At 44.0% G+C, this 25,294-nt stretch carries 25 protein-coding genes and 2 other annotated features; all 25 genes read left to right on the top strand.

The window, feature by feature from the left end:
* Positions 1 to 90: 90 nt before the first annotated feature.
* The 25 genes from ACXQIQ_RS12485 to rpoB all read left to right on the top strand — a co-directional run bounded on the left by ACXQIQ_RS12485 (position 91) and on the right by rpoB (position 25,284).
* On the top strand, positions 91 to 555 hold the full coding sequence (locus ACXQIQ_RS12485; protein WP_439302356.1) for a CtsR family transcriptional regulator: 465 nt from the start codon (positions 91 to 93) through the stop codon (positions 553 to 555).
* Between the two features lie 17 nt (positions 556 to 572).
* On the top strand, positions 573 to 1,100 hold the full coding sequence (locus ACXQIQ_RS12480; protein ID WP_439302357.1) for a UvrB/UvrC motif-containing protein: 528 nt from the start codon (positions 573 to 575) through the stop codon (positions 1,098 to 1,100).
* A 2-nt stretch (positions 1,101 to 1,102) separates the two neighbouring features.
* A complete protein-coding gene (locus tag ACXQIQ_RS12475) occupies positions 1,103 to 2,176 on the top strand; it encodes a protein arginine kinase (RefSeq protein WP_439302358.1) in 1,074 nt (357 codons plus the stop codon).
* Between the two features lie 13 nt (positions 2,177 to 2,189).
* Positions 2,190 to 4,622 carry an ATP-dependent protease ATP-binding subunit ClpC gene (gene clpC, locus ACXQIQ_RS12470; RefSeq protein ID WP_439302359.1) on the top strand — a complete coding sequence of 811 codons (2,433 nt, stop codon included), beginning with the start codon at positions 2,190 to 2,192 and terminating at the stop codon, positions 4,620 to 4,622.
* Between the two features lie 260 nt (positions 4,623 to 4,882).
* Positions 4,883 to 6,256 (top strand): DNA repair protein RadA, encoded by a 1,374-nt coding sequence (gene radA, locus ACXQIQ_RS12465; protein WP_439302360.1) that lies wholly within the window; start codon positions 4,883 to 4,885, stop codon positions 6,254 to 6,256.
* A 3-nt stretch (positions 6,257 to 6,259) separates the two neighbouring features.
* The gene (disA, locus tag ACXQIQ_RS12460) at positions 6,260 to 7,333 is read left to right on the top strand and encodes a DNA integrity scanning diadenylate cyclase DisA (RefSeq protein ID WP_439302361.1); all 1,074 of its coding nucleotides are present in this window, start codon (positions 6,260 to 6,262) and stop codon (positions 7,331 to 7,333) included.
* Between the two features lie 127 nt (positions 7,334 to 7,460).
* Positions 7,461 to 8,570: a PIN/TRAM domain-containing protein gene (locus tag ACXQIQ_RS12455; RefSeq protein WP_439302362.1), complete on the top strand. Its 1,110-nt coding sequence runs from the start codon at positions 7,461 to 7,463 to the stop codon at positions 8,568 to 8,570.
* Between the two features lie 26 nt (positions 8,571 to 8,596).
* Positions 8,597 to 9,295: a 2-C-methyl-D-erythritol 4-phosphate cytidylyltransferase gene (gene ispD, locus ACXQIQ_RS12450; protein WP_439302363.1), complete on the top strand. Its 699-nt coding sequence runs from the start codon at positions 8,597 to 8,599 to the stop codon at positions 9,293 to 9,295.
* Positions 9,288 to 9,761, top strand: a complete 474-nt coding sequence (ispF, locus tag ACXQIQ_RS12445; RefSeq protein ID WP_439302364.1) for a 2-C-methyl-D-erythritol 2,4-cyclodiphosphate synthase — start codon at positions 9,288 to 9,290, stop codon at positions 9,759 to 9,761. Before ispD ends, ispF begins: the two co-directional genes overlap by 8 nt.
* 80 nt (positions 9,762 to 9,841) lie before the next feature.
* Positions 9,842 to 11,311, top strand: coding sequence for a glutamate--tRNA ligase (gene gltX, locus ACXQIQ_RS12440; protein WP_439302365.1), 1,470 nt, complete (start codon positions 9,842 to 9,844; stop codon positions 11,309 to 11,311).
* Between the two features lie 49 nt (positions 11,312 to 11,360).
* Positions 11,361 to 11,583, top strand: a binding site (T-box leader).
* Between the two features lie 295 nt (positions 11,584 to 11,878).
* A complete protein-coding gene (gene epsC / locus ACXQIQ_RS12435) occupies positions 11,879 to 12,526 on the top strand; it encodes a serine O-acetyltransferase EpsC (protein WP_439302366.1) in 648 nt (215 codons plus the stop codon).
* A complete protein-coding gene (cysS, locus tag ACXQIQ_RS12430) occupies positions 12,523 to 13,926 on the top strand; it encodes a cysteine--tRNA ligase (protein WP_439302367.1) in 1,404 nt (467 codons plus the stop codon). Before epsC ends, cysS begins: the two co-directional genes overlap by 4 nt.
* On the top strand, positions 13,923 to 14,357 hold the full coding sequence (locus ACXQIQ_RS12425) for a Mini-ribonuclease 3 (RefSeq protein ID WP_439302368.1): 435 nt from the start codon (positions 13,923 to 13,925) through the stop codon (positions 14,355 to 14,357). The genes cysS and ACXQIQ_RS12425 overlap by 4 nt, the downstream gene beginning before the upstream one ends.
* Complete coding sequence (gene rlmB, locus ACXQIQ_RS12420; protein WP_439302369.1) at positions 14,350 to 15,096, top strand: 23S rRNA (guanosine(2251)-2'-O)-methyltransferase RlmB; 747 nt, start codon at positions 14,350 to 14,352, stop codon at positions 15,094 to 15,096. Before ACXQIQ_RS12425 ends, rlmB begins: the two co-directional genes overlap by 8 nt.
* A 2-nt stretch (positions 15,097 to 15,098) precedes the next feature.
* On the top strand, positions 15,099 to 15,608 hold the full coding sequence (locus tag ACXQIQ_RS12415) for an NYN domain-containing protein (protein ID WP_439302370.1): 510 nt from the start codon (positions 15,099 to 15,101) through the stop codon (positions 15,606 to 15,608).
* 72 nt (positions 15,609 to 15,680) lie between these two features.
* Positions 15,681 to 16,331: an RNA polymerase sporulation sigma factor SigH gene (gene sigH / locus ACXQIQ_RS12410; protein WP_226552372.1), complete on the top strand. Its 651-nt coding sequence runs from the start codon at positions 15,681 to 15,683 to the stop codon at positions 16,329 to 16,331.
* Positions 16,332 to 16,734: 403 nt separating this feature from the next.
* Positions 16,735 to 16,884 (top strand): 50S ribosomal protein L33, encoded by a 150-nt coding sequence (rpmG, locus tag ACXQIQ_RS12405; protein WP_439302371.1) that lies wholly within the window; start codon positions 16,735 to 16,737, stop codon positions 16,882 to 16,884.
* Positions 16,885 to 17,031: 147 nt separating this feature from the next.
* Positions 17,032 to 17,229: a preprotein translocase subunit SecE gene (secE, locus tag ACXQIQ_RS12400; RefSeq protein ID WP_226552376.1), complete on the top strand. Its 198-nt coding sequence runs from the start codon at positions 17,032 to 17,034 to the stop codon at positions 17,227 to 17,229.
* Positions 17,230 to 17,318: 89 nt separating this feature from the next.
* Positions 17,319 to 17,855 carry a transcription termination/antitermination protein NusG gene (nusG, locus tag ACXQIQ_RS12395; RefSeq protein WP_226552378.1) on the top strand — a complete coding sequence of 179 codons (537 nt, stop codon included), beginning with the start codon at positions 17,319 to 17,321 and terminating at the stop codon, positions 17,853 to 17,855.
* A 221-nt stretch (positions 17,856 to 18,076) separates the two neighbouring features.
* Positions 18,077 to 18,502 (top strand): 50S ribosomal protein L11, encoded by a 426-nt coding sequence (rplK, locus tag ACXQIQ_RS12390; protein WP_439302372.1) that lies wholly within the window; start codon positions 18,077 to 18,079, stop codon positions 18,500 to 18,502.
* A gap of 109 nt (positions 18,503 to 18,611) precedes the next feature.
* Positions 18,612 to 19,310, top strand: a complete 699-nt coding sequence (rplA, locus tag ACXQIQ_RS12385) for a 50S ribosomal protein L1 (RefSeq protein WP_439302373.1) — start codon at positions 18,612 to 18,614, stop codon at positions 19,308 to 19,310.
* A gap of 41 nt (positions 19,311 to 19,351) precedes the next feature.
* Positions 19,352 to 19,496: a sequence feature (ribosomal protein L10 leader region), on the top strand.
* A gap of 35 nt (positions 19,497 to 19,531) precedes the next feature.
* Positions 19,532 to 20,029 carry a 50S ribosomal protein L10 gene (gene rplJ / locus ACXQIQ_RS12380; RefSeq protein WP_439302374.1) on the top strand — a complete coding sequence of 166 codons (498 nt, stop codon included), beginning with the start codon at positions 19,532 to 19,534 and terminating at the stop codon, positions 20,027 to 20,029.
* A 70-nt stretch (positions 20,030 to 20,099) separates the two neighbouring features.
* On the top strand, positions 20,100 to 20,462 hold the full coding sequence (gene rplL / locus ACXQIQ_RS12375; RefSeq protein WP_439302375.1) for a 50S ribosomal protein L7/L12: 363 nt from the start codon (positions 20,100 to 20,102) through the stop codon (positions 20,460 to 20,462).
* A gap of 201 nt (positions 20,463 to 20,663) precedes the next feature.
* Complete coding sequence (locus ACXQIQ_RS12370) at positions 20,664 to 21,266, top strand: class I SAM-dependent methyltransferase (protein ID WP_439302376.1); 603 nt, start codon at positions 20,664 to 20,666, stop codon at positions 21,264 to 21,266.
* Positions 21,267 to 21,741: 475 nt separating this feature from the next.
* Complete coding sequence (rpoB, locus tag ACXQIQ_RS12365; protein ID WP_439302377.1) at positions 21,742 to 25,284, top strand: DNA-directed RNA polymerase subunit beta; 3,543 nt, start codon at positions 21,742 to 21,744, stop codon at positions 25,282 to 25,284.
* Positions 25,285 to 25,294 lie beyond the last annotated feature (10 nt).

Raw genomic sequence — 25,294 nt, 5'->3', positions numbered from 1 at the left:
AACATCAAACACTTTGCAACTTGCACCCAATTGTATATAATTATAGTCAAAGAAAGTCAAAGTCAGAGCAGAAGGAGGGGCTGTGATGGGATGAAAAACATTTCTGACATCATTGAGGCGCATTTGAAAGAAATTTTAAAGGGAAGCAACAAGAAGGAAATTGAGATCAAGCGCAGTGAAATTGCTGAAAAGTTTCAATGTGTCCCCTCACAAATCAATTACGTAATCAATACGCGGTTTACGATTGAGAAAGGCTTTATTGTGGAAAGTAAAAGAGGAGGAGGAGGATATATTCGGATCATTAAGGTAGAGACGGATAGTACGACAATCCTGCTCGATCAGATCCTTAAATTGATTAAGAACCGCATCAGTGAGTCTGCCGCTGAAAACATCATTTATAGATTGTTAGAAGAACAAATCATCAGTATACGTGAAGCAAGGTTGATGAAGAGTGTAATCGATCGATCCACCATCAATATCGTGCTTCCTTACCGAGATGAACTCAGAGCAAACCTGATGAAATCCATGATCTACAGCTTAAAGTATAAGAACTAAAAAGGGGAGTGTAAGGCGTGTATTGTCAAGAATGTCAACAACGACCAGCAACTTTGCACTTCACGAAAATCATTAACGGGGAAAAGAACGAATTCCATATTTGTGAACAGTGTGCAAAGGAAAAAGGGGACTTCATACCAGGCTCTAATTCGTTCTCGATTCATAACTTGCTGTCGGGGTTATTGAATTTTGAACAACCACTTAATGAGACCAATGCTGCGCCACGAAGCAAACAGGTCACTCAGTGTTCGAAGTGTGGCATGACGTATCCTGAGTTCGCGAAAATCGGTCGGTTCGGGTGTACGGAATGTTATAAGACATTCGCATCGAAACTCGATCCGGTTTTTAAAAGGATTCATGGAGGCAACACGGACCACTCAGGGAAAATTCCGAAACGTCTAGGAAATGATTTGTTGGAACGGAAAAAAATCGATCAGCTTAGACAAAAATTACAACAGCTCATTAATGAAGAAGAGTTTGAAGAAGCAGCACATGTACGAGACCAAATCCGTTCTATGCAAAAGCGGCTTGAGGGGAGGGATTGACGGTGTCGTTGAAAAGATTCATGAGTGAAGCCATCAGTCCATGGATGAAACGGGAAGGACCAGACTCGGATATTGTATTGAGCAGTCGGATCCGGTTAGCCCGTAATCTCGAAAATCACGTCTTTCCCCTGGTTGCAAACGAGCAACAGTCCAAAGAAGTGAACGAACAAATCCGCAATCATTATGAAAATCAGGCATATGGTAGTGTAGGCAGCTTATCGTATATCGATGTGGATCAATTGAAACCGATCGAAAAACGAGTGCTCGTCGAAAAACATTTGATCAGCCCGAACCTTGCTGATGAACCAAAGCATTCAGCTGTTTTGATGAGTGAGGATGAATCGATCAGCATCATGATCAATGAAGAGGATCATATTCGCATCCAATGTCTTTTCCCAGGTTTTCAATTATCGGAAGCTCTGACATTAGCGAGTGGAATCGATGATTGGTTTGAGGAAAAGGTGAACTATGCGTTTGATGAAAGGCATGGATATTTAACGAGCTGCCCGACCAATGTCGGTACTGGAATGCGAGCTTCTGTCATGATGCATCTACCCGCACTGGTCATGACCCAGAAGATGCATCGGATCGTCCCCGCGATCAACCAGTTAGGGCTTGTCGTAAGAGGAATTTATGGTGAAGGAAGCGAAGCACAAGGTAACGTCTTCCAAGTTTCCAACCAGATGACCCTCGGTAAATCAGAACAGGATATTGTCGAAGATTTAAGAGGAGTCGTCATGCAGCTCATTGAGGAAGAGAGAGCAGCCAGAAATAACTTGCTCGAAACCTCGAGAATACAGCTTGAAGACCGGGTATACCGTTCCCTGGGTACCCTCGAAAACAGTCGAATCATCCAGTCGAAAGAAGCGACGAAGTGCTTGTCGGATGTTAGACTCGGAATTGATTTGCAAATGATAGAAGGGATTTCACGGAAAATATTGAATGAACTAATGATACTTACCCAACCTGGATTTCTACAACAGTATGCGGGGGAGACATTGACCCCGGATCAGAGGGATATCCGACGTGCTACATTGATTCGCGAAAGATTGAAGTTAGAGAAGAACAACGAATAGGAAGGTGATCACGATGATGTTTGGACGTTTTACTGAACGAGCTCAAAAGGTACTTGCACTTGCACAAGAAGAAGCGATTCGTTTAGGTCATAATAATGTAGGTACAGAGCATATCCTGCTCGGCCTGGTTCGTGAAGGCGAAGGAATAGCTGCAAAAGCACTTTCTGTTCTTGGTTTAAGTCCTGAAAAGATTCAAAAAGAAGTAGAAACCCTCATCGGTAAAGGTCAGGAGTCGGTTCAAACGATCCACTATACTCCACGAGCGAAGAAAGTCATCGAACTATCAATGGATGAAGCTCGTAAACTCGGCCACTCGTATGTGGGTACAGAACATATATTATTAGGTTTGATCCGTGAAGGAGAAGGGGTAGCAGCGCGCGTCCTCAATAACCTTGGAGTCAGCCTTAACAAAGCTCGCCAACAAGTATTGCAGCTTCTTGGTAGCAATGAATCTTCCTCTTCAGCTGGAGGTTCATCAGTCAATGCGAATACACCGACACTTGATAGTCTTGCAAGAGACCTGACGGCTGTTGCTCGAGATGGTAGCCTTGACCCTGTCATCGGCCGAAGCAAGGAAATTGAACGTGTCATCGAGGTGTTGAGCCGTCGTACGAAGAACAATCCGGTACTGATCGGAGAGCCAGGTGTTGGTAAAACTGCGATTGCAGAAGGCTTGGCGCAACAGATCATCAATAACGAAGTACCAGAAACGTTACGTGATAAGCGCGTCATGACACTCGATATGGGTACAGTCGTTGCGGGTACCAAATATCGTGGTGAGTTTGAGGACCGTCTGAAAAAGGTCATGGATGAGATCCGTCAGGCCGGTAACATCATTCTCTTCATCGACGAGCTTCATACGTTGATCGGAGCGGGGGGAGCAGAAGGTGCAATCGATGCTTCCAACATCCTTAAACCTGCGTTAGCTCGCGGTGAGTTGCAATGTATCGGAGCGACGACACTTGATGAATACCGTAAATACATTGAAAAGGATGCGGCATTGGAGCGTCGTTTCCAACCGATCCGAGTCAATGAGCCGAACAATGATGAATCCATTCAAATTCTGAAAGGGCTACGTGACCGTTATGAAGCACACCATCGGGTGACGATTACAGATGATGCCATCGATGCAGCTGTCAAACTATCAGACCGCTATATCTCCGATCGTTTCCTTCCGGATAAGGCGATTGATTTGATTGATGAAGCGGCTTCTAAAGTTCGCTTACGCTCTTATACAGCACCACCGAATCTTAAAGAGCTTGAACAGCGACTCGAAGGTGTACGTAAGGAAAAAGACGCAGCTGTCCAAAGTCAGGAGTTCGAAAAAGCAGCATCTCTCAGAGACTCCGAACAGAAGTTGAGAGAAGAGCTAGAAACGACGAAAAACAGCTGGAAAGAAAAACAAGGACAAGAAAATACAGAAGTGACTCCAGAAGATATTGCGCTTGTTGTAGCAAACTGGACTGGAATTCCGGTATCCAAGCTGAAGCAAGAGGAAACGGAACGACTATTGAATATGGAATCCATCTTGCATGACCGCGTTATCGGTCAAGACGAAGCGGTGAAGGCGATTTCCAAAGCGATCCGTCGAGCACGCGCAGGCTTGAAAGATCCGAAACGACCGATCGGTTCCTTCATTTTCCTAGGACCAACAGGGGTCGGTAAAACGGAATTGGCGAGAGCGCTGGCGGAAGCGTTATTCGGAGATGAAGATTCCATCATCCGTATCGATATGTCCGAGTATATGGAAAAACATACAACGAGCCGTCTTGTCGGTTCACCTCCAGGGTATGTCGGTCACGAAGAAGGCGGCCAGCTCACCGAGAAGGTCCGTCGTAACCCATATTCCGTCATCCTTCTGGATGAAATCGAAAAGGCGCACCCTGAAGTGTTCAACATCTTACTTCAAGTGCTAGAAGATGGTCGTCTGACAGACTCGAAAGGACGCACGGTAGACTTCCGAAACACCGTCGTCATCATGACTTCCAACGTCGGAGCAAGTACGTTGAAGCGAGGTAAGAGTCTTGGATTCACAGCACAATCTGAGAACCAAGAGTATGAAAACATGAAATCGAAGGTCATGGATGAAATGAAAAAAGCATTCCGTCCTGAGTTCTTGAACCGTATCGATGAGACAATCGTGTTCCATACGCTTCAAAAAGAACACCTCAAGCACATCATCAGCTTGATGTCGAACCAGCTTCAGAAGCGGCTTTCTGAACAAGGCATAGATATCGAGTTGACGAATGCAGCGCTTGATAAGATTGCGGATGAAGGCTACGATCCAGACTATGGTGCACGTCCACTACGTCGTGCATTGCAGCGTCAGATTGAAGACCGCCTCTCTGAAGAGTTGCTCAGAGGAACCATCGCAAAAGGGCAAACCGTCAAGATCGATGTGGAGAACAATGACTTCACAGTGAATACGGTCGGAGCAGGTACGTAAAGAAATCATAAAAAATGTCAGGCACCATATGTGGTGTCTGGCTTTTTTATTGGATGGGAATTCCCATTACCATCAACAATTACGCCTGACAAGGACAGGTCTCATTTCCTTAACACTTTATAACAATCGAGCGGTTTTACCCATATGCTCGAGATTATCGAATACAATACATATATAAGGTGTTCCCTGACGCGTTTGTGATATGATGGCAGTAACTTAAAACGATACGGAAGATGTCAGGGAAATGGGGAATAGTAATAATGGCTAAGAAAAAAACCGTGTTTTTATGTCAGGACTGTGGGTACGATTCACCTAAGTGGATGGGGAAATGTCCTGGTTGTAATAAATGGAATACGATGGTCGAAGAAATCATCCAGCCGGATAAAGGGCATAGAAGATCCTTTCAGACGGGGAATACGACAAGTCAAAAACCTGAACCGATCTCTCAAATCAAGAGCGAAAAAGAACCGAGAATCGATACGCGGATCAATGAGTTGAACAGAGTACTAGGTGGCGGTGTCGTGCCTGGCTCCCTAGTCCTTGTCGGCGGGGACCCAGGAATCGGGAAATCGACGTTGCTATTACAGGCCTCAGCAAAACTTGCAGAATCCTCTCAACGAGTCTTGTATATTTCAGGAGAAGAATCAATCAAACAGACGAAGCTCAGGGCACAGCGGCTTGGAATCAATCAAGACCAGCTCTATGTCCATGCTGAAACCGATATGGATCTCATCGAGAAGGCGATACAAGACATTAAACCGACATTGTTGATCATCGACTCGATTCAGACGGTCTATCGATCCGAAGTGACCTCTGCTCCAGGGAGCGTATCGCAAGTCCGGGAATGTACCTCCCAGTTCATGCGAATCTCCAAGTCGAATGGAATCGCCACGTTCATTGTCGGACACGTTACGAAGGAAGGGTCCATTGCCGGACCGAGATTGCTTGAGCACATGGTTGATGCGGTCCTTTACTTCGAAGGAGAACGGCACCATACGTACCGGATTTTAAGAGCGGTGAAAAACCGGTTCGGATCGACGAATGAAATCGGAGTCTTTGAAATGAAAGAGGCAGGGTTGGATGAAGTAGAAAACCCTTCTGAAGTCTTTTTGGAGGAACGTTCGAACGGAGCGGCAGGTTCTGCGATCGTCGCTTCTATGGAAGGTACGAGACCTGTCCTGGTCGAGATTCAGGCGTTGGTCTCACCGACAAGCTTTGGTAACCCGAGACGGATGGGGAACGGAATCGACCATAATAAAGTCTCGTTATTGATGGCCGTCCTTGAAAAACGAGTCGGCTTATTGATGCAGAATCAAGATGCTTACGTAAATGTCGCTGGAGGGGTCCGTCTGGATGAACCAGCCATTGATTTAGCGATTGCTATGAGTATCGCATCGAGCTTTCGGGATCAACCAACGAACCCGACAGATGTGTTTATCGGCGAGATCGGTTTGACAGGAGAGGTACGAAGAGTGTCTCGTGTCGAGCAAAGAGTCCATGAAGTGGCTAAGCTCGGATTCAAACGTGTCATTCTTCCAGAGAAGAACATTGGTGGATGGACAGTACCGAAAGGCATTGAAGTGGTAGGTGTAGCGACTGTCCAGGATGCACTACGTCATACACAAGGAGGATAACGTATGGATACTGCGATGAGGGAGTTGATCGTAAGTAAAATGCTACAATATGTTGCACCGGGAACACCATTGCGTGATGGGATTGACAACGTGTTACGTGCTGAAACAGGTGGATTGATCGTTGTCGGTTTTAACGAGAAAGTGCAAAAACTCGTTGATGGCGGCTTTTCAATCAACTGTCGCTTCTCTCCCGCTTATTTATACGAGCTAGCGAAAATGGATGGTGCAATCATCCTCAATGACGAAGGAAACAAGATTTTATATGCCAATACTCAACTGATCCCCGATACAACGATTCCATCGAAAGAAACGGGAATTCGTCACCGGACGGCAGAACGCGTTGCGAAGCAAACTGGGAATTTGGTCATATCCATCTCTCAACGGAGACGTGTCATCACCTTATATCAAGGGCATATCCGTTATTCCCTTCAAGATATCGGTGTGATTTTAACCAAGGCGAATCAGGCCTTACAGACATTGGAAAAATACAAGTCTGTCCTTGATCAGAGCTTGACTGATCTTGGCGCATTAGAGTTTGAAGAACTTGTTACTTTCCAGGAAGTATCACAGGTTATCCATCGGATTGAAATGGTGCTGCGCATCCGGAATGAAATCATCAAGTATGTAAACGAGCTTGGTTCCGAAGGGCGACTGATCAGCATGCAAATGGAAGAACTCGTCGCGAACATTGAGTCGGAAGCCGCTCTGATCATCAAAGATTATTCAAAGGATTCAAAAGTCGACCCGTTCTACATCCTCAATGAGTTGAAGAAGCTTTCCAGTGAAGAATTGTTAGAAGAAAATGCGATTGTGCGGTTATTAGGCTACCTGCCATCTTCGAATATCTATGAAGAACCAGTCAAGCCTAGAGGGTATCGTATACTCCATAAGATTCCTCGTCTGCCGTCTTTGATCATTGAAAATCTGGTCCACCATTTTGAACATTTACAAATGACACTCAAGGCATCGATTGAGGAGCTGGATGATGTAGAAGGCATCGGAGAAATCCGTGCCCGTAAGATTAAAGACGGCCTGAAGCGGATTCAGGAGCAATTATTCCTTGATCGTCATATTTGAGGAAATTTGGAAGAGAAGAACTTGCCCAAAAGGTTTGTAATTTACATGTTATTTTATGTAAAATTAGAGATAAGCAGGTTTCAAATCTATTGAAATGTCTATAATGAAGAGAAGGAGGTGAACAATTTTGCTGAAACGAATTGTTCAATTATTTTTCATTATCGTTGGTGGAACACTAGGTTATTTATATGTACCTGAACTTATTCTAATATTAAATGATTTGGTCAATTTAGGAGATTTACCTGGTTTTATAACATCACCTTATATCGGTTCGATCATTGGCGCATTATTATTCTTTGTCAGCACGTTTTGGTTAGCAGATTATATTGTCGGTTTCATTCAATGGATTGAAGAATCATTGATGAAAGCACCTGTCGCAGATGTGTTGTTCGGTTCATTCGGTCTTATTTTCGGATTGGTCGTCGCTTATCTCGCGATGTTCGCTTTGAATAGTATGGAGCTCAGTATCGTCGTGAATGTCATCGGCTTTTTCTGTACAGCCCTTCTAGGTTATATCGGTTTCCGTTTCGGGTTTAAAAAGCGTGAAGAGCTTGTGAATGTGTTTACGTCAGCCCGCTTTGCCAACAAGAAAAAGGAAGCGGAAGCAGAAGGAAAGTCAGAGAACAGCAGCGTGTTGAAAATCCTTGATACGAGTGTCATAATTGACGGTAGAATTGCAGATGTTTGTCAGACAGGATTTCTGGAAGGTCCGATTGTCATCCCACAATTTGTCCTGGAAGAATTGCAGCACATTGCGGATTCATCGGATGTTCTGAAAAGAAATCGCGGTCGAAGAGGTTTGGATATCCTCAATCGGATCCAAAAAGAACTCGCCATTAAAGTTGAAATCTATGAAGGCGACTTCGAGGACGTTCAAGAAGTGGATAGTAAACTGGTCAAGCTCGGAAAGCTCGTATCAGGTATGGTCGTAACAAATGACTATAACTTGAACAAAGTATGTGAGTTCCAGGGTGTACCGGTCCTCAATATCAATGATTTAGCCAATGCTGTCAAACCGGTCGTCCTACCTGGTGAAGAGTTGAATGTACAGGTCATTAAAGACGGCAAGGAGCAGAACCAAGGTGTCGGGTATCTTGATGACGGAACGATGATCGTCGTTGAAGATGGTCGGGATTACATTGGTAAAACTATCGAAGTCCTCGTCACGAGTGTCTTGCAAACATCTGCTGGTCGAATGATTTTTGCAAAGCCTAAGTTGTTGGAAAAGGCATTGTAATTCTTTCTGAAAGTAGATGAGAAATCGTGGATTATGTCGTAGTCATACCTGCTGCAGGTCAAGGGAAGAGAATGCAGGCAGGAAAGAATAAACAGTTTTTGATGCTGGATGGCACACCATTGATCATTCATACCTTACGCATTTTTCAGGAGGATGAATGGTGTAGCGGGATTATCTTGGTCGGAAATGAGAATGAGTTGGATGACCTTCGTCTTCTCGTCGATCAGCATCAAGTGAATAAAGTGGATAAAATTGTTCCTGGAGGAAAGGAACGTCAGCATAGTGTCTTTGAAGGTTTGAAGGCAGTTGAAAATAATCCGCTCGTGCTGATCCACGATGGTGCCCGCCCGTTCGTTTCCATCGAGTCGATACACAACCTTGTGTTGGAAACTGTAGATAGCGGAGCCGCTGTACTCGGTGTGCCGATCAAGGATACGGTCAAGCAAATTGAACAGCAAAAAGTCGTCAAGACTGTAGACAGAAGTAGCTTGTGGGGGGTTCAAACCCCACAAGCTTTTCATCTGCCTCTAATTCTGGAAGCACACGAACGAGCTGTGAAGAATGGATATCTTGGAACAGATGATGCAAGCTTAATGGAACATATCGGATATGAAGTTTCAATCGTCCAGGGGGATTATCTGAATATCAAACTGACGACACAAGAAGATCTATTGTTCGCGAAAGCGATCATCCGTGAGAGGGAGGAGCAGCAAAGCAATGTTTAGAATTGGACAAGGATTCGATGTACATCAGTTGATAGAAGGAAGACCATTGATTATCGGTGGAGTCACCATTCCGCATGAAAAAGGATTGCTCGGTCATTCCGATGCCGATGTATTATTGCATGTGATTACAGATGCCGTTCTTGGAGCGATCGGGGAAGGGGATCTTGGAAAGCATTTTCCTGATACGAGCGCCGATTTCAAGGACATTGATTCTAAGATTCTATTGGAACGTGCCTACCAATTAGCGAAAGAGAAAGGCTACTCCCTAGGGAATGTAGATGCGACGATCATTGCACAACAACCTAAGATGGCGCCGCACATTTCCGACATGCGTAAAGTAATTGCTGAACTATTAGAAGCGGAACTCGATCAAGTGAACGTGAAGGCGACGACAACTGAGAAACTCGGTTTTACCGGTAGAGGCGAAGGAATTGCAGCACAAGCGGTTGTGCTTATGGAAAAATAAACCTGTTGGACATACATAGGTTTACGATTTTGAACTATGATAAACTATCAACAAAAGAATGTGGAAGGTGAGATGAACTCATGTCAGATCAAGTTAGAGTACGTTATGCGCCAAGCCCGACTGGACATTTACATATAGGAAATGCACGTGCAGCGCTATTCAACTATTTATTCGCACGCAGTCAAAACGGAACATTCGTCATCCGTATTGAAGATACCGACCAGAAACGAAATGTGGAAGGCGGAGAATACAGCCAGCTGAACTATTTGAAATGGCTCGGAATCGATTGGGATGAGAGCGTTGATGTTGGTGGAGATTATGGACCATACCGACAAATGGAACGTCTTGATATTTACCGTGAACATTATCAAGATCTTCTAGACCGTGGTCTTGCATATAAATGTTACTGTACTGAGGAAGAACTTGAGCAGGAAAGAGAAGCTCAACAAGCACGTGGAGAAATGCCACGTTACTCCGGGAAATGCCGTCATCTGACAGAAGAGGAGCAAGAAAGACTTGCAAGTGAGGGAAGGAAACCGAGTATTCGTTTTGCGGTTCCTCGTGACAAAGAATATTCATTCATCGATATCGTCAAAGAGAAAGTGACATTTGAATCGAATGGTATCGGAGATTGGGTCATCGTCAAAAAAGATGGCATCCCGACTTATAACTATGCGGTTGCGATTGACGACCACCATATGAAGATCAGCCATGTATTGCGTGGGGATGATCATATTTCCAATACACCGAAACAGCTCATGATCTATGAAGCATTCGGCTGGGAACCACCGAAATTCGGACATATGACATTGATCGTTAATGAAAATCGTAAAAAGTTAAGTAAACGGGATGAGTCTACGATCCAGTTCATCGAGCAATATGAAGACCTTGGCTACCTGCCTGAGGCACTCTTCAACTTCATCGCACTACTTGGGTGGTCTCCAAAAGGAGAAGAAGAATTGTTCACGAAAGAGCAGTTCATTGAAATCTTTGATGCAGACCGTCTGTCCAAAGCAGCAGCTGTCTTTGATACGAAGAAGCTCGAGTGGATGAACAACCAGTACATCAAAAATGCAGACTTTGATCGTGTTCTTGAGTTGACTGTGCCTCACTTGGAGCGAGCGGGTCGCATTTCAGAAGATCGTACACCTGAAGAAGACGAGTGGGTGAAGAAGCTCGTATCTCTTTATCAAGAGCAACTTTCTCATGGTGCGGAAATCGTAGTTCTCACTGAGCTCTTCTTTAACAAATCGGTTGCATACAACGATGCAGCAGCGGAGATTTTAAGTGAAGAGCAAGTTCCGGAAGTGTTGAATGGATTGAAAGATCAAATTCAACCGATGGAAACGTTCGAGCCTGCTGAAATTAAAGCTGCAATCAAAGCAACACAAAAAGCGACTGGTCACAAGGGCAAGAAGTTGTTCATGCCGATTCGTGTCGCTGCGACTGGGCAAACCCACGGACCTGAACTGCCAGACTCTCTTTCTCTACTTGGAAAAGAGGTCGTCCTTTCAAGACTGGATGAAGCGGTTCAACAATTTGCGAAGTAAATAATACACATTTTGAATAAAATATAATATAGTAAAGAAAACATGAAACGTTAAATCGACGATGAGGAGAAGTAAAGAAGCTCGTTCCTTTTTCAGAGAGGGCCACATATGGTGAAAGTGGTCTAAAGGTCGACTCTTGAAATGCACCTCAGAGACCCCTGTTGAAATAGAGTAGGTGGGGGCGGTTCTTCCACCGTTAGAGGAAGCCTGAGAGGGAAGGGTTGTTTTGATTCTTCTAAACAGAGTGGGACCGCGCCGTAAGCGTCTCTGTGATTTGTTGTCACAGAGGCGTTTTTTTATTTTCGGTTCAAAACTGCTCCCCTTTACATCTATTGGGTCTAAATGAATCCTTACAAGTAAACTTGACGTATTCAATTTACCCAATAGATACTCGTTACACTCGTCAAAGATTTTTTTAAAGGGGAGCAGTGAAGAATACTCGAAGGTGTCCTTATTTCAGTGGTGCCATTGGTGCAAAGGAAGTATCGTTAAACTTTATTTTTGAAAGAAATCACTGATCATCATTCTGATAATCATAGAAAATACTCGAGAGGAGGCGTGACGTTCATGTTTAAGACCTTGAAGGAAGATATCGATGTGGTGTTTGACCAGGATCCAGCTGCCCGTAGTTATTTCGAGGTGATCTTGACCTATTCCGGCTTGCATGCGATCTGGGCGCATCGGTTTGCACATCTGTTCTGGAGAAAGAAAATGTTCTTTCTTGCTCGTGTCATATCCCAAATCAGCCGTTTTTTCACCGGAATTGAAATCCACCCTGGAGCGAAGGTGGGTAGACGATGTTTTATCGACCATGGCATGGGGGTCGTCATCGGGGAAACGTGTGAAATCGGCGATAATGTCACCTTGTTCCAGGGCGTGACATTAGGCGGGACCGGAAAAGAAAAAGGGAAACGTCACCCGACACTTGAGGATCATACATTGGTTGCAACAGGTGCGAAGGTTTTGGGTTCGATTACAATCGGGCAATATTCTAAAGTCGGTGCCGGATCTGTTGTTTTGCAAGATGTACCGCCGAATTCTACTGTCGTCGGTATACCGGGGAAAGTCGTCATTCAGGATGGCGTCAAAATCAAAGGCAATCTGGACCATCATAAATTACCCGATCCTGTTTCGGATAAATTCAAGCAGATGGAAAATGAATTGGAACGTTTGAAAGAAGAAATCGAACAAATGAAAAGGAGTGGGCACAATTGAGCATACAAATTTATAATACTTTGACACGACAAAAAGAAACCTTCCAACCGATCGAAGAAGGAAAAGTAAAGATGTACGTGTGCGGACCTACCGTTTACAACTATATTCACATAGGAAATGCCCGCCCTCCAATCGTTTTCGATACGGTTCGTCGCTATTTGGAATATCGAGGGTATGACGTACATTTCGTCTCTAATTTTACCGATGTCGATGATAAAATCATTAAAGCTGCGAATGAACTAGGCGAAGAAGTGCCGACATTGTCCAAACGATTCATTGAAGCCTATCACGAAGACACTTCCGCTCTGAACGTAAGAAAAGCGGATCTCCATCCGACGGTGACGGATACGATGGAAGACATCATCGCATTCATTGAAAAGCTCGTGGAGAAAGATTATGCATATGCTTCTGGAGGCGATGTCTATTTCCGTACGAAAAAATTCGATGAGTATGGTAAGCTTTCTCATCAATCCATCGACGAACTCCGCTTAGGTTCAAGAATTCAAGTGGGAGAGAATAAGGAAGATCCACTAGACTTTGTTCTCTGGAAAGCTGCGAAAGAGGGAGAAATCTATTGGGAGAGCCCATGGGGGCAAGGGAGACCTGGTTGGCATATCGAGTGCTCGGCGATGGTGAAGAAGTATCTTGGGGATACAATTGACATCCATGCGGGTGGGCAGGACTTGTCATTCCCACACCATGAAAATGAAATCGCCCAATCCGAAGCGCTCAATGAGAAGACGATGGCGAATTATTGGATGCATAACGGGTATATCAATATCAATAATGAAAAAATGTCCAAATCTCTTGGCAACTTTATTTTACTGCACGATTTGATCCAAAAGTATGATCCACAAGCCTTCCGATTCTTCATGTTGAACGTCCATTATCGTCATCCGATCAACTTTACGGATGAACTGCTGGAAAGCGCCAAGACGAGTCTCGAACGTATCCGTACGACTGTTGAAAACCTCGAACATCGTATTACACATAGTGCGGATCTTGGTCTTGAAAATGAGAAATGGCTTGAAAAGATCGACCAGTACAAATTAAGATTCATCGAAGAGATGGACGATGATTTTAACACGTCAAATGCCATTGCAACATTGTTCGACTTATCGAAAGAGGCTAACGTCTACCTTCAAGAGGAAAATACGACAGTTAAGGTGCTGGAGCGTTTCGTTGCACTCTTTGATGAATTCGGCGATGTGTTGGGTCTTGAATTGAAGCAAGCAAAAGACTTGTTGGATGAAGAAATCGAGTCCTTGATAGAACAACGGAATCAAGCGCGTAAAGAAAAGAACTTCCAACTCGCAGACCAAATCCGTGACGATCTCGCTGACCAAGGGATCATCCTGGAGGATACTCCACAAGGTGTCAGGTGGAAACGAAAATCATGAAGGAACCATACAGTGGAGCAGTCTCCAATCCAAAATTATTAAAATCATCAGCTCTCGCTTACATGGGAGATGCCGTCTTTGAAGTATATATCCGTTCTTACTTGTTAGGAAAAGGTGAGGTCAAACCACAACAACTCCACAAACTTGCTACAAAATATGTTTCTGCAAAGGCTCAAGCGATCGCTATTTTAGCGTTGCTTGAGCAACAGGAACTTTCAGAAGAGGAGCAAGGGGTTGTCCGCCGCGGGCGGAACAGTAAGATGGGCGCAGTACCAAAGAACACCGATATACAGACATACCGTTACGGGACGGCTTTTGAAGCCTTGATCGGTTTTCTTTATTTGTCACAAGAACAAGAACGTATGGATGATATCATTCGTCAATCCATCTCGATCATTGAACAAGCAGAAGGAGGGAAATCAGTTGAATAACGATATTGTAATCGGACGTAATCCAGTCCTCGAAGCCCTTCGATCTGGTCGGGATATCAATAAGATCATGGTGGCAGAAGGGGCTCAGAAAGGTTCAATCGGACAAGTCATCAGTTTAGCAAAGAAAGAGCGGATCCAAGTCCAATATGTCCCGAAAAAGAAAATCGACACCTTAGCAGAAGGCGTCAATCACCAGGGTGTATTGGCTTATGTCGCGGCCTATGATTATGCGGACATCGAAGACATTTTCCAACTAGCATCAGAGCGGAACGAGGATCCGTTTTTCCTCGTATTGGACGAAATCGAAGATCCACATAACTTAGGTTCTATCTTACGGACGGCGGATGCATCAGGTGCACATGGCGTCATCATTCCAAAGCGAAGAGCGGTTGGACTGACTTCTGCCGTTGCCAAATCATCTACAGGTGCAATCGAATATATACCTGTTGTCCGTGTAACCAACATCGCCCGGACCATTGAAGATTTGAAAGGCAGAGGTGTCTGGTTTGTCGCTACTGATGCAAAAGGTGATCAAGATTACACACAAGCACGGTATGATATGCCGATCGGCCTTGTAATCGGAAGTGAAGGTAAAGGAATCGGCAGACTCGTAAAGGAAAAGTGTGATTTCCTCGTCTCATTACCGATGAAGGGGAAAGTAACGTCTCTGAACGCATCGGTTGCAGCCGGTCTACTCATGTACGAGGTCTATCGTCAGCGCATGTCAGCAGGGGAATAACAATGGAAATTCTCTTGGTAGACGGTTATAACATGATAGGGGATTGGCCGGAGCTCAGAGTTTTAAGAGAGAAAGACCTTGCAGCCGCACGTGACATTCTGGTGGACAAGATGGCTGAATATCAGGCGTATACGGGCATGAGAGTCATTGTCGTTTTCGATGCACACTTCGTCCCAGGGACGGAGACGAAATATAAGAATTACCGGATCGAGGTCATTTTTACAAAAGAAAATGAATCAGCAGATGAGCGAATTGAAAAATTAGCAAAAGAATTAAAAGACATACGCACAAAGATCCATGTAGCGACTTCTGACTTCCTGGAACAATGGGTAACTTTCGGTCTCGGAGCGCTTAGGAAATCGGCGCGAGAGCTTGCTATAGAAGTAAATCAGATCGAAAAAAGGATCAGCAGACAGGTGGATGACATGAAGAAACAACGTCGGTCATCCAGCCTGACTTTATCCGATGAAGTGGCTGAAATTTTTGAAAAATGGCGCCGAGGGGACCGTTGAGCGGTTGACGTTTGTCGAATGCCTACTGTATAATATTTCTATATATAGGTCGCCATGGTCGGAGGGATTCTCGTGAGCACAGAACTCAAAGAGATTGTACACCCGGAATTTGACGAGCTTGAAGATGAGTCGATTGTGGAGCAGGTTCACGAAGGACAAAGCGCCGCACTTGAATACTTAATCAACAAGTATAAGAATTTCGTCCGCGCTAAAGCACGGTCTTATTTTTTGATCGGTGCTGATCGCGAAGACATCATTCAAGAAGGTATGATTGGTCTGTATAAGGCTATCCGTGATTTTAAAGAGGACAAGCTTTCTTCTTTCAAAGCCTTCGCTGAACTCTGTATCACCCGCCAGATGATCACCGCCATTAAAACGGCAACGAGACAAAAACACATTCCGCTGAATTCATATGTATCACTTGATAAGCCAATATACGATGAAGAATCGGACCGAACGTTACTAGACGTCATATGTGGATCAAGGGTAACAGACCCCGAAGAGCTGATCATAAATCAGGAAGAATTTGATGATATCGAGCTCAAAATGGGGGAGCTTCTGAGTGATTTGGAACGAAAAGTTTTGATGTTGTATTTAGATGGGCGATCTTATCAAGAGATATCTGTTGATTTGAATCGTCACGTGAAATCAATCGACAATGCCCTGCAACGGGTTAAACGGAAGTTGGAAAGGTATCTTGAGCTTAGAGAAGTCGGCTTATGACCTACCGCTTCAAGCAGGGAAAAGTGTAATTTAAAATGTAAGAATACTTCGACAGGGATCCTTCCCTGTTTTTTTCTTGGGGTAAGTACTGAACAACCATTACTGTTGATTTCAAACGGAATTTACGAGTATAGGATCTTCGACTAAACACCATCACGTCCTGTGATGAACGTCGAAGCCACCACATCCTGTGGAAGTGAGGAGGCTCGCGGTTCACCCGCGGAAAACGAGTGAATTTCGATGAAATCAACGCAGGAAAACTCTTGTTACAACAGGCTTGGAACGTTCAGGACGCGTTGACAGGACTATACCCCTATGATAAAGTGTATAGCATAAAATGGACATAGTATGGATAAAACTCGGACTTGATTCGGGTCTAACGGTTTTCTGGAGAGGGTTACAGATGCGCACGAAAATGATACTTGCATGTGAACAATGTAAACAACGAAATTATACGACTGCGAAGAACAAGGACAGCGATCAAGGTCGTATTGAAATGAAGAAGTTCTGTAAGCATTGCCAAATGCACACTGTGCACCGTGAAACGAAATAAAATCCGATCAATTTTCAAATAAATAGAACCGTGTTGCCTGTATTCAGCAATAGTTTTTCATTTTAGACTTGTTATTCACGAAGCGTAGGCAAAGCGGAATGTTTTAATGAGTTTTTATCATAACCAATTTATTCTGGGGGTAAGATGATGGCTGGAATTGTACAAAAGACTGGTAGATTTTTCTCAAATGTCGTCAAGGAACTGAAGCGTGTTTCTTGGCCAAACCGTAAGGAATTGACTCGTTATACGATCACGGTCATTACGACTGTGTTATTTATCGTTTTATTCTTTACTGTAATTGATTTAGGATTAAGTTGGGTAATTGAAACATTCCTGGAAAACTAGAATCTAGCTGATTAAGCTGAAATACAAATGGCTACAATGGTAAAGTAAATCCGTTTGGGAGGGAAAGGACGACCATGTCCTCACAAGTTATGGAAAAAAGATGGTATGTAGTACACACGTATTCTGGATACGAGAATAAAGTTAAAGCGAATCTGGAAAAACGCGTTGAGTCAATGGGTATGGAGGACAAGATCTTCCGCGTGCTCGTCCCGCAAGAAGAAGAGACAGAAATCAAAAACGGCAAAAAGAAAACAGCTATGAAGAAAGTTTTCCCTGGATATGTCTTGACGGAAATGGTCATGACAGATGATTCTTGGTATGTCGTACGAAATACACCTGGAGTGACTGGGTTCGTAGGTTCGACTGGGTCAGGCTCAAAGCCGACGCCGCTCTTACCGGAAGAAGTGGACCGTATCCTTCATAGCATGGGTATGGAGAAGCCGAAAGCTGAAGTAGACTTTGAGATTAAAGAAAGCGTCAAGATCAAAGAAGGTCCTTTCGCGAATTTCGTTGGCTCTGTAGAAGATATAGATGCCGACAAACAAAAGCTGAAAGTCCACGTCAACATGTTCGGCCGTGAAACACCGGTTGAGGTTGGCTTTACACAGGTCGATAAACTGACTTAAGTAAGTATGGATTCTGTCATTTCTTATAGCTGTTCTAACGGGATGGTAAGGAATTTTTAAGAAACCGTTGAAAAACACAAAAAGAAATGATAGAATTTTAATGTTTGAAATAACCCGATAAAACAAAACGGGGAGCTTTCGAAATCTGAAGGCTCGTTTTTATGAGTGGGAGGGCCAAAAGAGCCCAATATACCACATCACGGACTAAGGAGGTGTGTCACGTGGCTAAAAAGGTAATTAAGGTAGTTAAATTGCAAATCCCAGCAGGGAAAGCAAACCCAGCACCACCAGTAGGACCAGCATTGGGTCAAGCAGGTGTTAACATCATGGGATTCTGTAAAGAGTTTAACGCTCGTACATCTGATCAAGCTGGTATGATTATTCCGGTTGAAATTACGGTGTTTGAAGACCGTTCATTTACATTCATTACAAAAACTCCACCAGCTGCAGTCTTGTTGAAGAAAGCAGCAGGTATCGAGTCAGGTTCCGGTGAGCCGAACCGCAACAAAGTTGCGACGGTGAAGCGTGATAAGGTGAAAGAAATCGCTGAAACGAAAATGCCTGACCTTAACGCTGCAGACGTTGAAGCTGCCATGAGAATGGTAGAAGGAACTGCGCGCAGCATGGGTATTGTAATCGAAGACTAATCATGCATAGCACATAAGGTTGCGAGCTTCGCAACCTTTCTTATGGCGCCGAACAGGCGCAAAAGTGGGAGGATATTCCGTAAAAACCACAATTAAGGAGGAAATTAAATTGGCTAAAAAAGGAAAGAAGTATCAAGAAGCTGCGAAGCTTGTTGATCGTTCCGTTCAATATGACGCAAACGAAGCAATTGAGCTTGTGAAAAAAGCAGCTCCAGCGAACTTCGACGAAACAGTTGAAGTTGCTGTCCGCCTTGGGGTTGACCCTAAGAAAGCTGACCAACAAGTACGTGGAGCAGTTGTACTTCCTAACGGAACTGGTAAGACACAACGTGTTCTTGTATTTGCAAAAGGTGAAAAAGCGAAGGAAGCAGAAGCTGCAGGAGCTGACTATGTTGGAGATGCAGATTACATCAACAAGATCAACCAAGGTTGGTTCGAGTTCGACGTAATCGTTGCAACACCAGACATGATGGGAGAGGTTGGTAAGCTTGGACGTGTCCTAGGACCGAAAGGCTTGATGCCGAACCCGAAAACTGGAACAGTAACATTCGAAGTTGAAAAAGCTGTTCAAGAAATCAAAGCTGGTAAAGTCGAGTACCGTGTAGACAAGCAAAGTAATGTTCACGTACCAATCGGGAAAGTTTCTTTCGATAACGAAAAGCTTACTGAGAACTTGACTACGATCATCGACACGTTGATCAAAGTGAAGCCATCAGCTGCTAAAGGAACTTACATCAAGAACATTGCGATCGCTTCTACAATGGGACCTGGAATCAAAGTTACACCAAACAGCTTCAACGTAAAATAAGCTGTTGACATTCTCGCACACCCGGGTTATAATTGCTTTTGGAAATTGAATAGGTCATACCGTAGACAGTAGGTGCGAACAATCGCTTAATTTCCTGCCGAGGTGTGTTGGGATTTCATACATTGCTATGATTTTATAACACTACGCCTTCATGTCTACTGACATGAAGGCTTTTTACATGATGAAAATCACTACGGTATGAAATAACAGGAGGTGTAGAAATGAGCGTACTTGAGCAAAAGAAACAGTTGGTTTCAACAATTGCTGATCAATTGAAGAACAGCAAAACGACAATCCTTGTGGACTACCGTGGTTTAGATGTTGCAGAAGTTACAGAACTTCGTAAGCAACTTCGTGAAGCTGGTGTCACTTTCAAGGTATACAAGAACACGATGACTCGTCGTGCAGCTGAAGAAGCTGGTCTTGCTGAGTTGAACGAAACTCTAGTTGGTCCTACAGCGATCGCTTTCAGTGAAGACGAAGTTGTAGCTCCAGCGAAGATTTTGAACAACTTTTCAAAAGAGCACGAAGCACTTGTTATCAAGGCTGGTGTGGTTGAAGGACAAATCACATCTGTTGAAAACATCAAAGCACTTGCGGAACTTCCATCTCGCGAAGGACTTCTTTCTATGTTGCTTAGCGTACTTCAAGCACCAATGCGTAACTTCGCATTGGCTACGAAGGCTGTTGCAGATCAAAAAGAAGAGCAAGGTGCATAATCTGAATTTCAGATTGACCGAATCGTTTGTTTAAATAAAACTAATAAGAATTAATAGGAGGATTTTCACAATGAGTAAAGAGCAAATCATTGATGCAATCAAAGAAATGTCTGTACTAGAACTTAACGATCTAGTAAAAGCAATCGAAGAAGAATTTGGAGTAACTGCTGCTGCACCTGTAGCTGTAGCTGGTGGCGCTGCTGAAGGTGCTGCTGAAGAGAAGTCTGAATTCGACGTAATCCTTGAAAGTGCTGGATCTTCTAAGATCAAAGTTATCAAGGTAGTACGTGAAATCACTGGTCTTGGACTTAAAGACGCTAAAGAACTAGTTGACGGAGCTCCTAAGCCACTTAAAGAAGGCGTAGCTAAAGAAGAAGCTGAAGAAATGAAAGCTAAGCTTGAAGAAGTTGGAGCAACGATCGAACTTAAGTAATTCTACGAATTACTTTACAAAAGAAGCTCGCGTGATACGCGGGCTTTTTTCATGTAAAAGAATCAACTCTCGTTTGAACTAGAGTTGATGATTCTTTAAAAAATGATTTCGGAGAAATCGTTATAAAGGTATATGAAACCATGAAAAGAGTCATAAAGAATGATAGAAGCCTATGATCGCATTGTCTAAGGAGATGGCAATATGGGAGATCATTATTACTCAAACAAACCGACATCAGAAAGCAATCGAAAAGATTGGTCTTTTACACTGAGGGGGAAAACGATCCGTTTTTACTCAGATTCTGGTGTGTTTTCGAAGAATGAAGTAGACTTTGGCAGCCGTTTGTTGATTGAATCTTTCACGAAACCGCAAGTTACAGGGGGCATGCTCGATATGGGCTGCGGATATGGACCGATCGGCTTGTCGCTAGCGGCGTCGTATCCTGAAACCAAAGTGACGATGGTAGATGTGAATGAACGGGCGATCGAACTTTCAAAAAAGAATGCAGATCGTAACCAGATCAACAACGTAGAAATCTATCAGAGCGATTTGTTTGAAAACGTGAAAGAAACAAATTATAGTTGTATCCTTACCAATCCACCGATTCGTGCCGGTAAAGATGTGGTGCATGCCATTTTTGAAAAAGCATACGACCACCTTATGCCTGGAGGGGAATTGTGGATTGTGATCCAAAAGAAACAAGGGGCTCCATCTGCAATGGATAAATTGGAATCCATTTTCGATGAAGTAGAAATGGTAGAAAGGAAAAAAGGCTACTATATCATTCGTTCGAAAAGATGTTGACTCGATTTTGGGTCTATGGTAATATTATAAAATGCCAAAGATACGTGTATTTTCACCAGCCTGATTTTTACGTTGAAAATTGCATAAAAATCAAAAGGTATGGGAAAAATAGTATAATCATTTGTTTGTTTGGAAAAAATGAGGTTATATGACCCTTTTTTTCTTTTTGCACCTTATGAAAGTGGTGAAACGCTACTTTCAAAGAGTTTGTGCAAGAGCCTTTAGTAAGCCTTTAGGATTTAAGGCTATTGCCGCTGTTTGAGCTTGGCACTAGCCAAGTTTTTCTTTTTTCCTCTGGTACATATGACGTTCAGATGGATTCTGAATCAGGATCCGCTCTTACACTGTCATCTGCCAGGGTTGAAAGATAGATGAGCAACCGCCAACACAAATAAGGCGTTGCTATGTTTTTTTCTAGTTTTCCTTAAAAACTAGTTGTATGACGATACTATGCTGGATTTGAGGGGTGAATCAGTTGACAGGTCAACTCATTCAGTTTGGACGCCACCGCCAACGGAGAAGCTATGCAAGAATTAATGAAGTTTTGGAACTTCCAAACCTCATTGAAATCCAAACTTCCTCCTATCAATGGTTTCTTGATGAGGGTTTGAGAGAAATGTTCCACGACATTTCTCCAATTGAGGATTTCACAGGTAACTTGGTGCTTGAATTTATCGATTATAGTTTAGGAGAGCCTAAGTATTCTGTCGAGGAGTCCAAAGAAAGGGACGTCACTTATGCGGCGCCGCTTCGTGTTAAGGTACGCCTGATCAATAAAGAGACAGGCGAAGTGAAAGAGCAAGAGGTCTTCATGGGAGATTTCCCTCTTATGACGGACACAGGAACATTCATTATCAACGGAGCAGAACGCGTAATCGTCTCACAGCTCGTCCGTTCACCGAGCGTTTATTATAATCAAAAATTGGACAAAAACGGCAAGAGAGGTTTCACAGCTACGGTAATTCCAAACCGAGGCGCTTGGTTAGAGCTTGAAACAGATGCGAAAGATGTCGTGCATGTTCGAATCGACCGTACTCGAAAAATACCGGTAACGGTCTTGTTGCGTGCATTAGGGTTCGGTTCTGATCAAGAAATCATCGATTTGCTAGGGGAAGATGAGTACCTACGTAATTCACTTGAGAAAGACAACACAGAAGGTACTGAAAAAGCGCTTCTTGAAATTTATGAGCGTTTACGTCCTGGAGAACCCCCTACAGTTGATAACGCAAAAAGTCTATTAGAGTCCCGTTTCTTTGATCCGAAACGATATGATCTTGCAAACGTTGGACGCTATAAGATCAATAAAAAGCTTCACATCAAAAACCGTCTTTTCAATCAGCGTTTGGCTGAAACGATTGCGGACCCTGAAACAGGGGAAGTCATCGCGGAAGAAGGAACGGTTCTTGATCGTCGATTGCTAGAGCGTATTCTACCTATGCTCGAAAACCAAGATTCATTTAAAGAAGTGACACCGGCTGGTGGTGTCATTGAAGATGAAACGATCCGTCTTCAGTCTATTAAAATATATTCACCTGTAGAAGGTGAAACCGATCAAGTCATCAACGTTATCGGAAATGGTGAGATCGATCGTACAATCAAGAATATTACGCCGGCTGATATCATTTCAGCAATCAACTATTTCTTCAACCTATTGCATGGCGTCGGACTAACGGATGATATCGATCACTTAGGTAACCGTCGACTACGCTCAGTAGGTGAATTGTTGCAAAACCAATTCCGTATCGGACTTTCTCGTATGGAGCGTGTCGTACGTGAGCGTATGTCAATCCAGGATACGAATTCGATCACACCACAAGCGTTGATCAACATTCGTCCGGTTATCGCTTCTATCAAAGAGTTCTTCGGAAGCTCTCAGCTCTCTCAATTCATGGATCAAACGAATCCATTGGCAGAGCTGACACACAAACGTCGTCTTTCTGCACTAGGACCTGGTGGTCTGACGCGTGAACGTGCTGGATTTGAAGTGCGTGACGTTCACTATTCCCACTATGGACGTATGTGTCCGATCGAAACGCCGGAAGGTCCGAACATCGGACTGATCAACTCACTTTCAAGTTATGCGAAAGTGAATGAGTATGGTTTCATTGAAACGCCATACCGTCGTGTCGATCCTGAAACAGGGAAAGTGACTGCGCAGATCGACTACTTGACTGCAGATGAGCAAGATAACTATGTTGTCGCTCAGGCAAATGCGAAACTAGGTGAAGATGGATCCTTCCTTGATGAGGAAGTCATCGCACGTTACCGTGATCAGAACACGATTGCAAAACGTGACAAGATCGACTATATGGATGTATCTCCTAAGCAGGTTGTCTCTGCAGCGACTGCATGTATCCCGTTCCTTGAAAATGACGACTCGAACCGTGCATTGATGGGTGCGAACATGCAACGACAAGCTGTACCGTTGATGGTACCGGAATCACCGATTGTCGGTACAGGTATGGAACACGTCTCTGCAAAAGACTCTGGTGCTGCAGTCATCTGTAAGTACGAAGGAATTGTAGAGAAAGTATCTGCCGCTACGGTTTACGTGCGTCGTATTGAAACAGTCGACGGCAAGGAAGTAAAAGGCGACCTTGACCGCTATAACTTGATGAAATTCATCCGTTCCAACCAAGGAACATGTTATAACCAGAAGCCGATTGTAAGCGAGGGAGACCGCGTAACGAAAGGTGAAATCCTTGCAGACGGTCCTTCTATGGAAAAAGGCGAACTCGCACTTGGTCGTAACGTACTCGTAGGATTCATGACCTGGGATGGTTACAACTATGAGGATGCGGTCATCATGAGCGAGCGTCTTGTGAAAGATGATGTTTATACTTCAATTCACATTGAAGAATATGAATCAGAAGCACGAGACACGAAACTTGGACCAGAAGAAATTACACGCGACATTCCGAACGTTGGTGAAGATGCGCTTAAGAATCTTGACGAACGCGGAATCATCCGTGTCGGTGCAGAAGTGAAAGACGGAGATATCCTAGTCGGTAAAGTAACGCCAAAAGGTGTAACAGAACTGACAGCTGAGGAACGTCTATTGCACGCGATCTTCGGAGAAAAAGCGCGTGAAGTACGAGACACTTCATTACGTGTACCGCACGGTGGAGATGGAATCGTACACGATGTGAAAGTATTCAACCGTGAAGATGGGGATGAATTACCTCCAGGTGTGAATCAACTCGTACGTGCTTACATCGTACAGAAGCGTAAGATCCATGAAGGAGATAAGATGGCCGGCCGTCACGGAAACAAAGGTGTTATCTCTAGAATCCTACCTGAAGAAGATATGCCGTATCTTCCAGATGGAACGCCGATCGATATCATGTTGAATCCTCTTGGGGTTCCATCTCGTATGAATATCGGTCAGGTATTGGAGCTTCACCTCGGAATGGCTGCTCGTGAATTGAACCTTCACATGGCTACGCCGGTATTTGATGGAGCGCGTGAAGAAGATGTTTGGGCAACGTTAGATGAAGCAGGCCTATCAAGAGATGGTAAGACAGTACTTTACGATGGTCGAACAGGAGAGCCGTTCGATAACCGTATCTCTGTCGGAGTCATGTATATGATCAAGCTTGCTCACATGGTAGACGATAAGCTACACGCTCGTTCTACTGGACCTTACTCGCTTGTCACGCAACAACCACTTGGTGGTAAAGCGCAGTTCGGTGGACAACGTTTCGGTGAGATGGAGGTATGGGCACTTGAAGCATACGGTGCAGCATACACGCTCCAAGAGATCCTCACTGTCAAATCAGATGATGTTGTCGGCCGTGTGAAGACATATGAAGCGATTGTCAAAGGTGAAAACGTTCCTGAGCCTGGTGTTCCAGAATCATTCAAAGTCTTGATCAAAGAGCTTCAAAGTCTCGGTATGGATGTCAAGATGCTCACGAGTGACGAACAAGAAATCGAAATGCGTGAGATTGATGAAGATGAGGAAAACCCTAACGATAAATTGAACTTGAACGTAGAAACCCAACCTGTCGGTGAATAAGGGTATAGCA

The sequence above is a fragment of the Pseudalkalibacillus sp. Hm43 genome (assembly GCF_054170705.1).
This window is presented reverse-complemented; position numbering and strand designations above follow the sequence as displayed.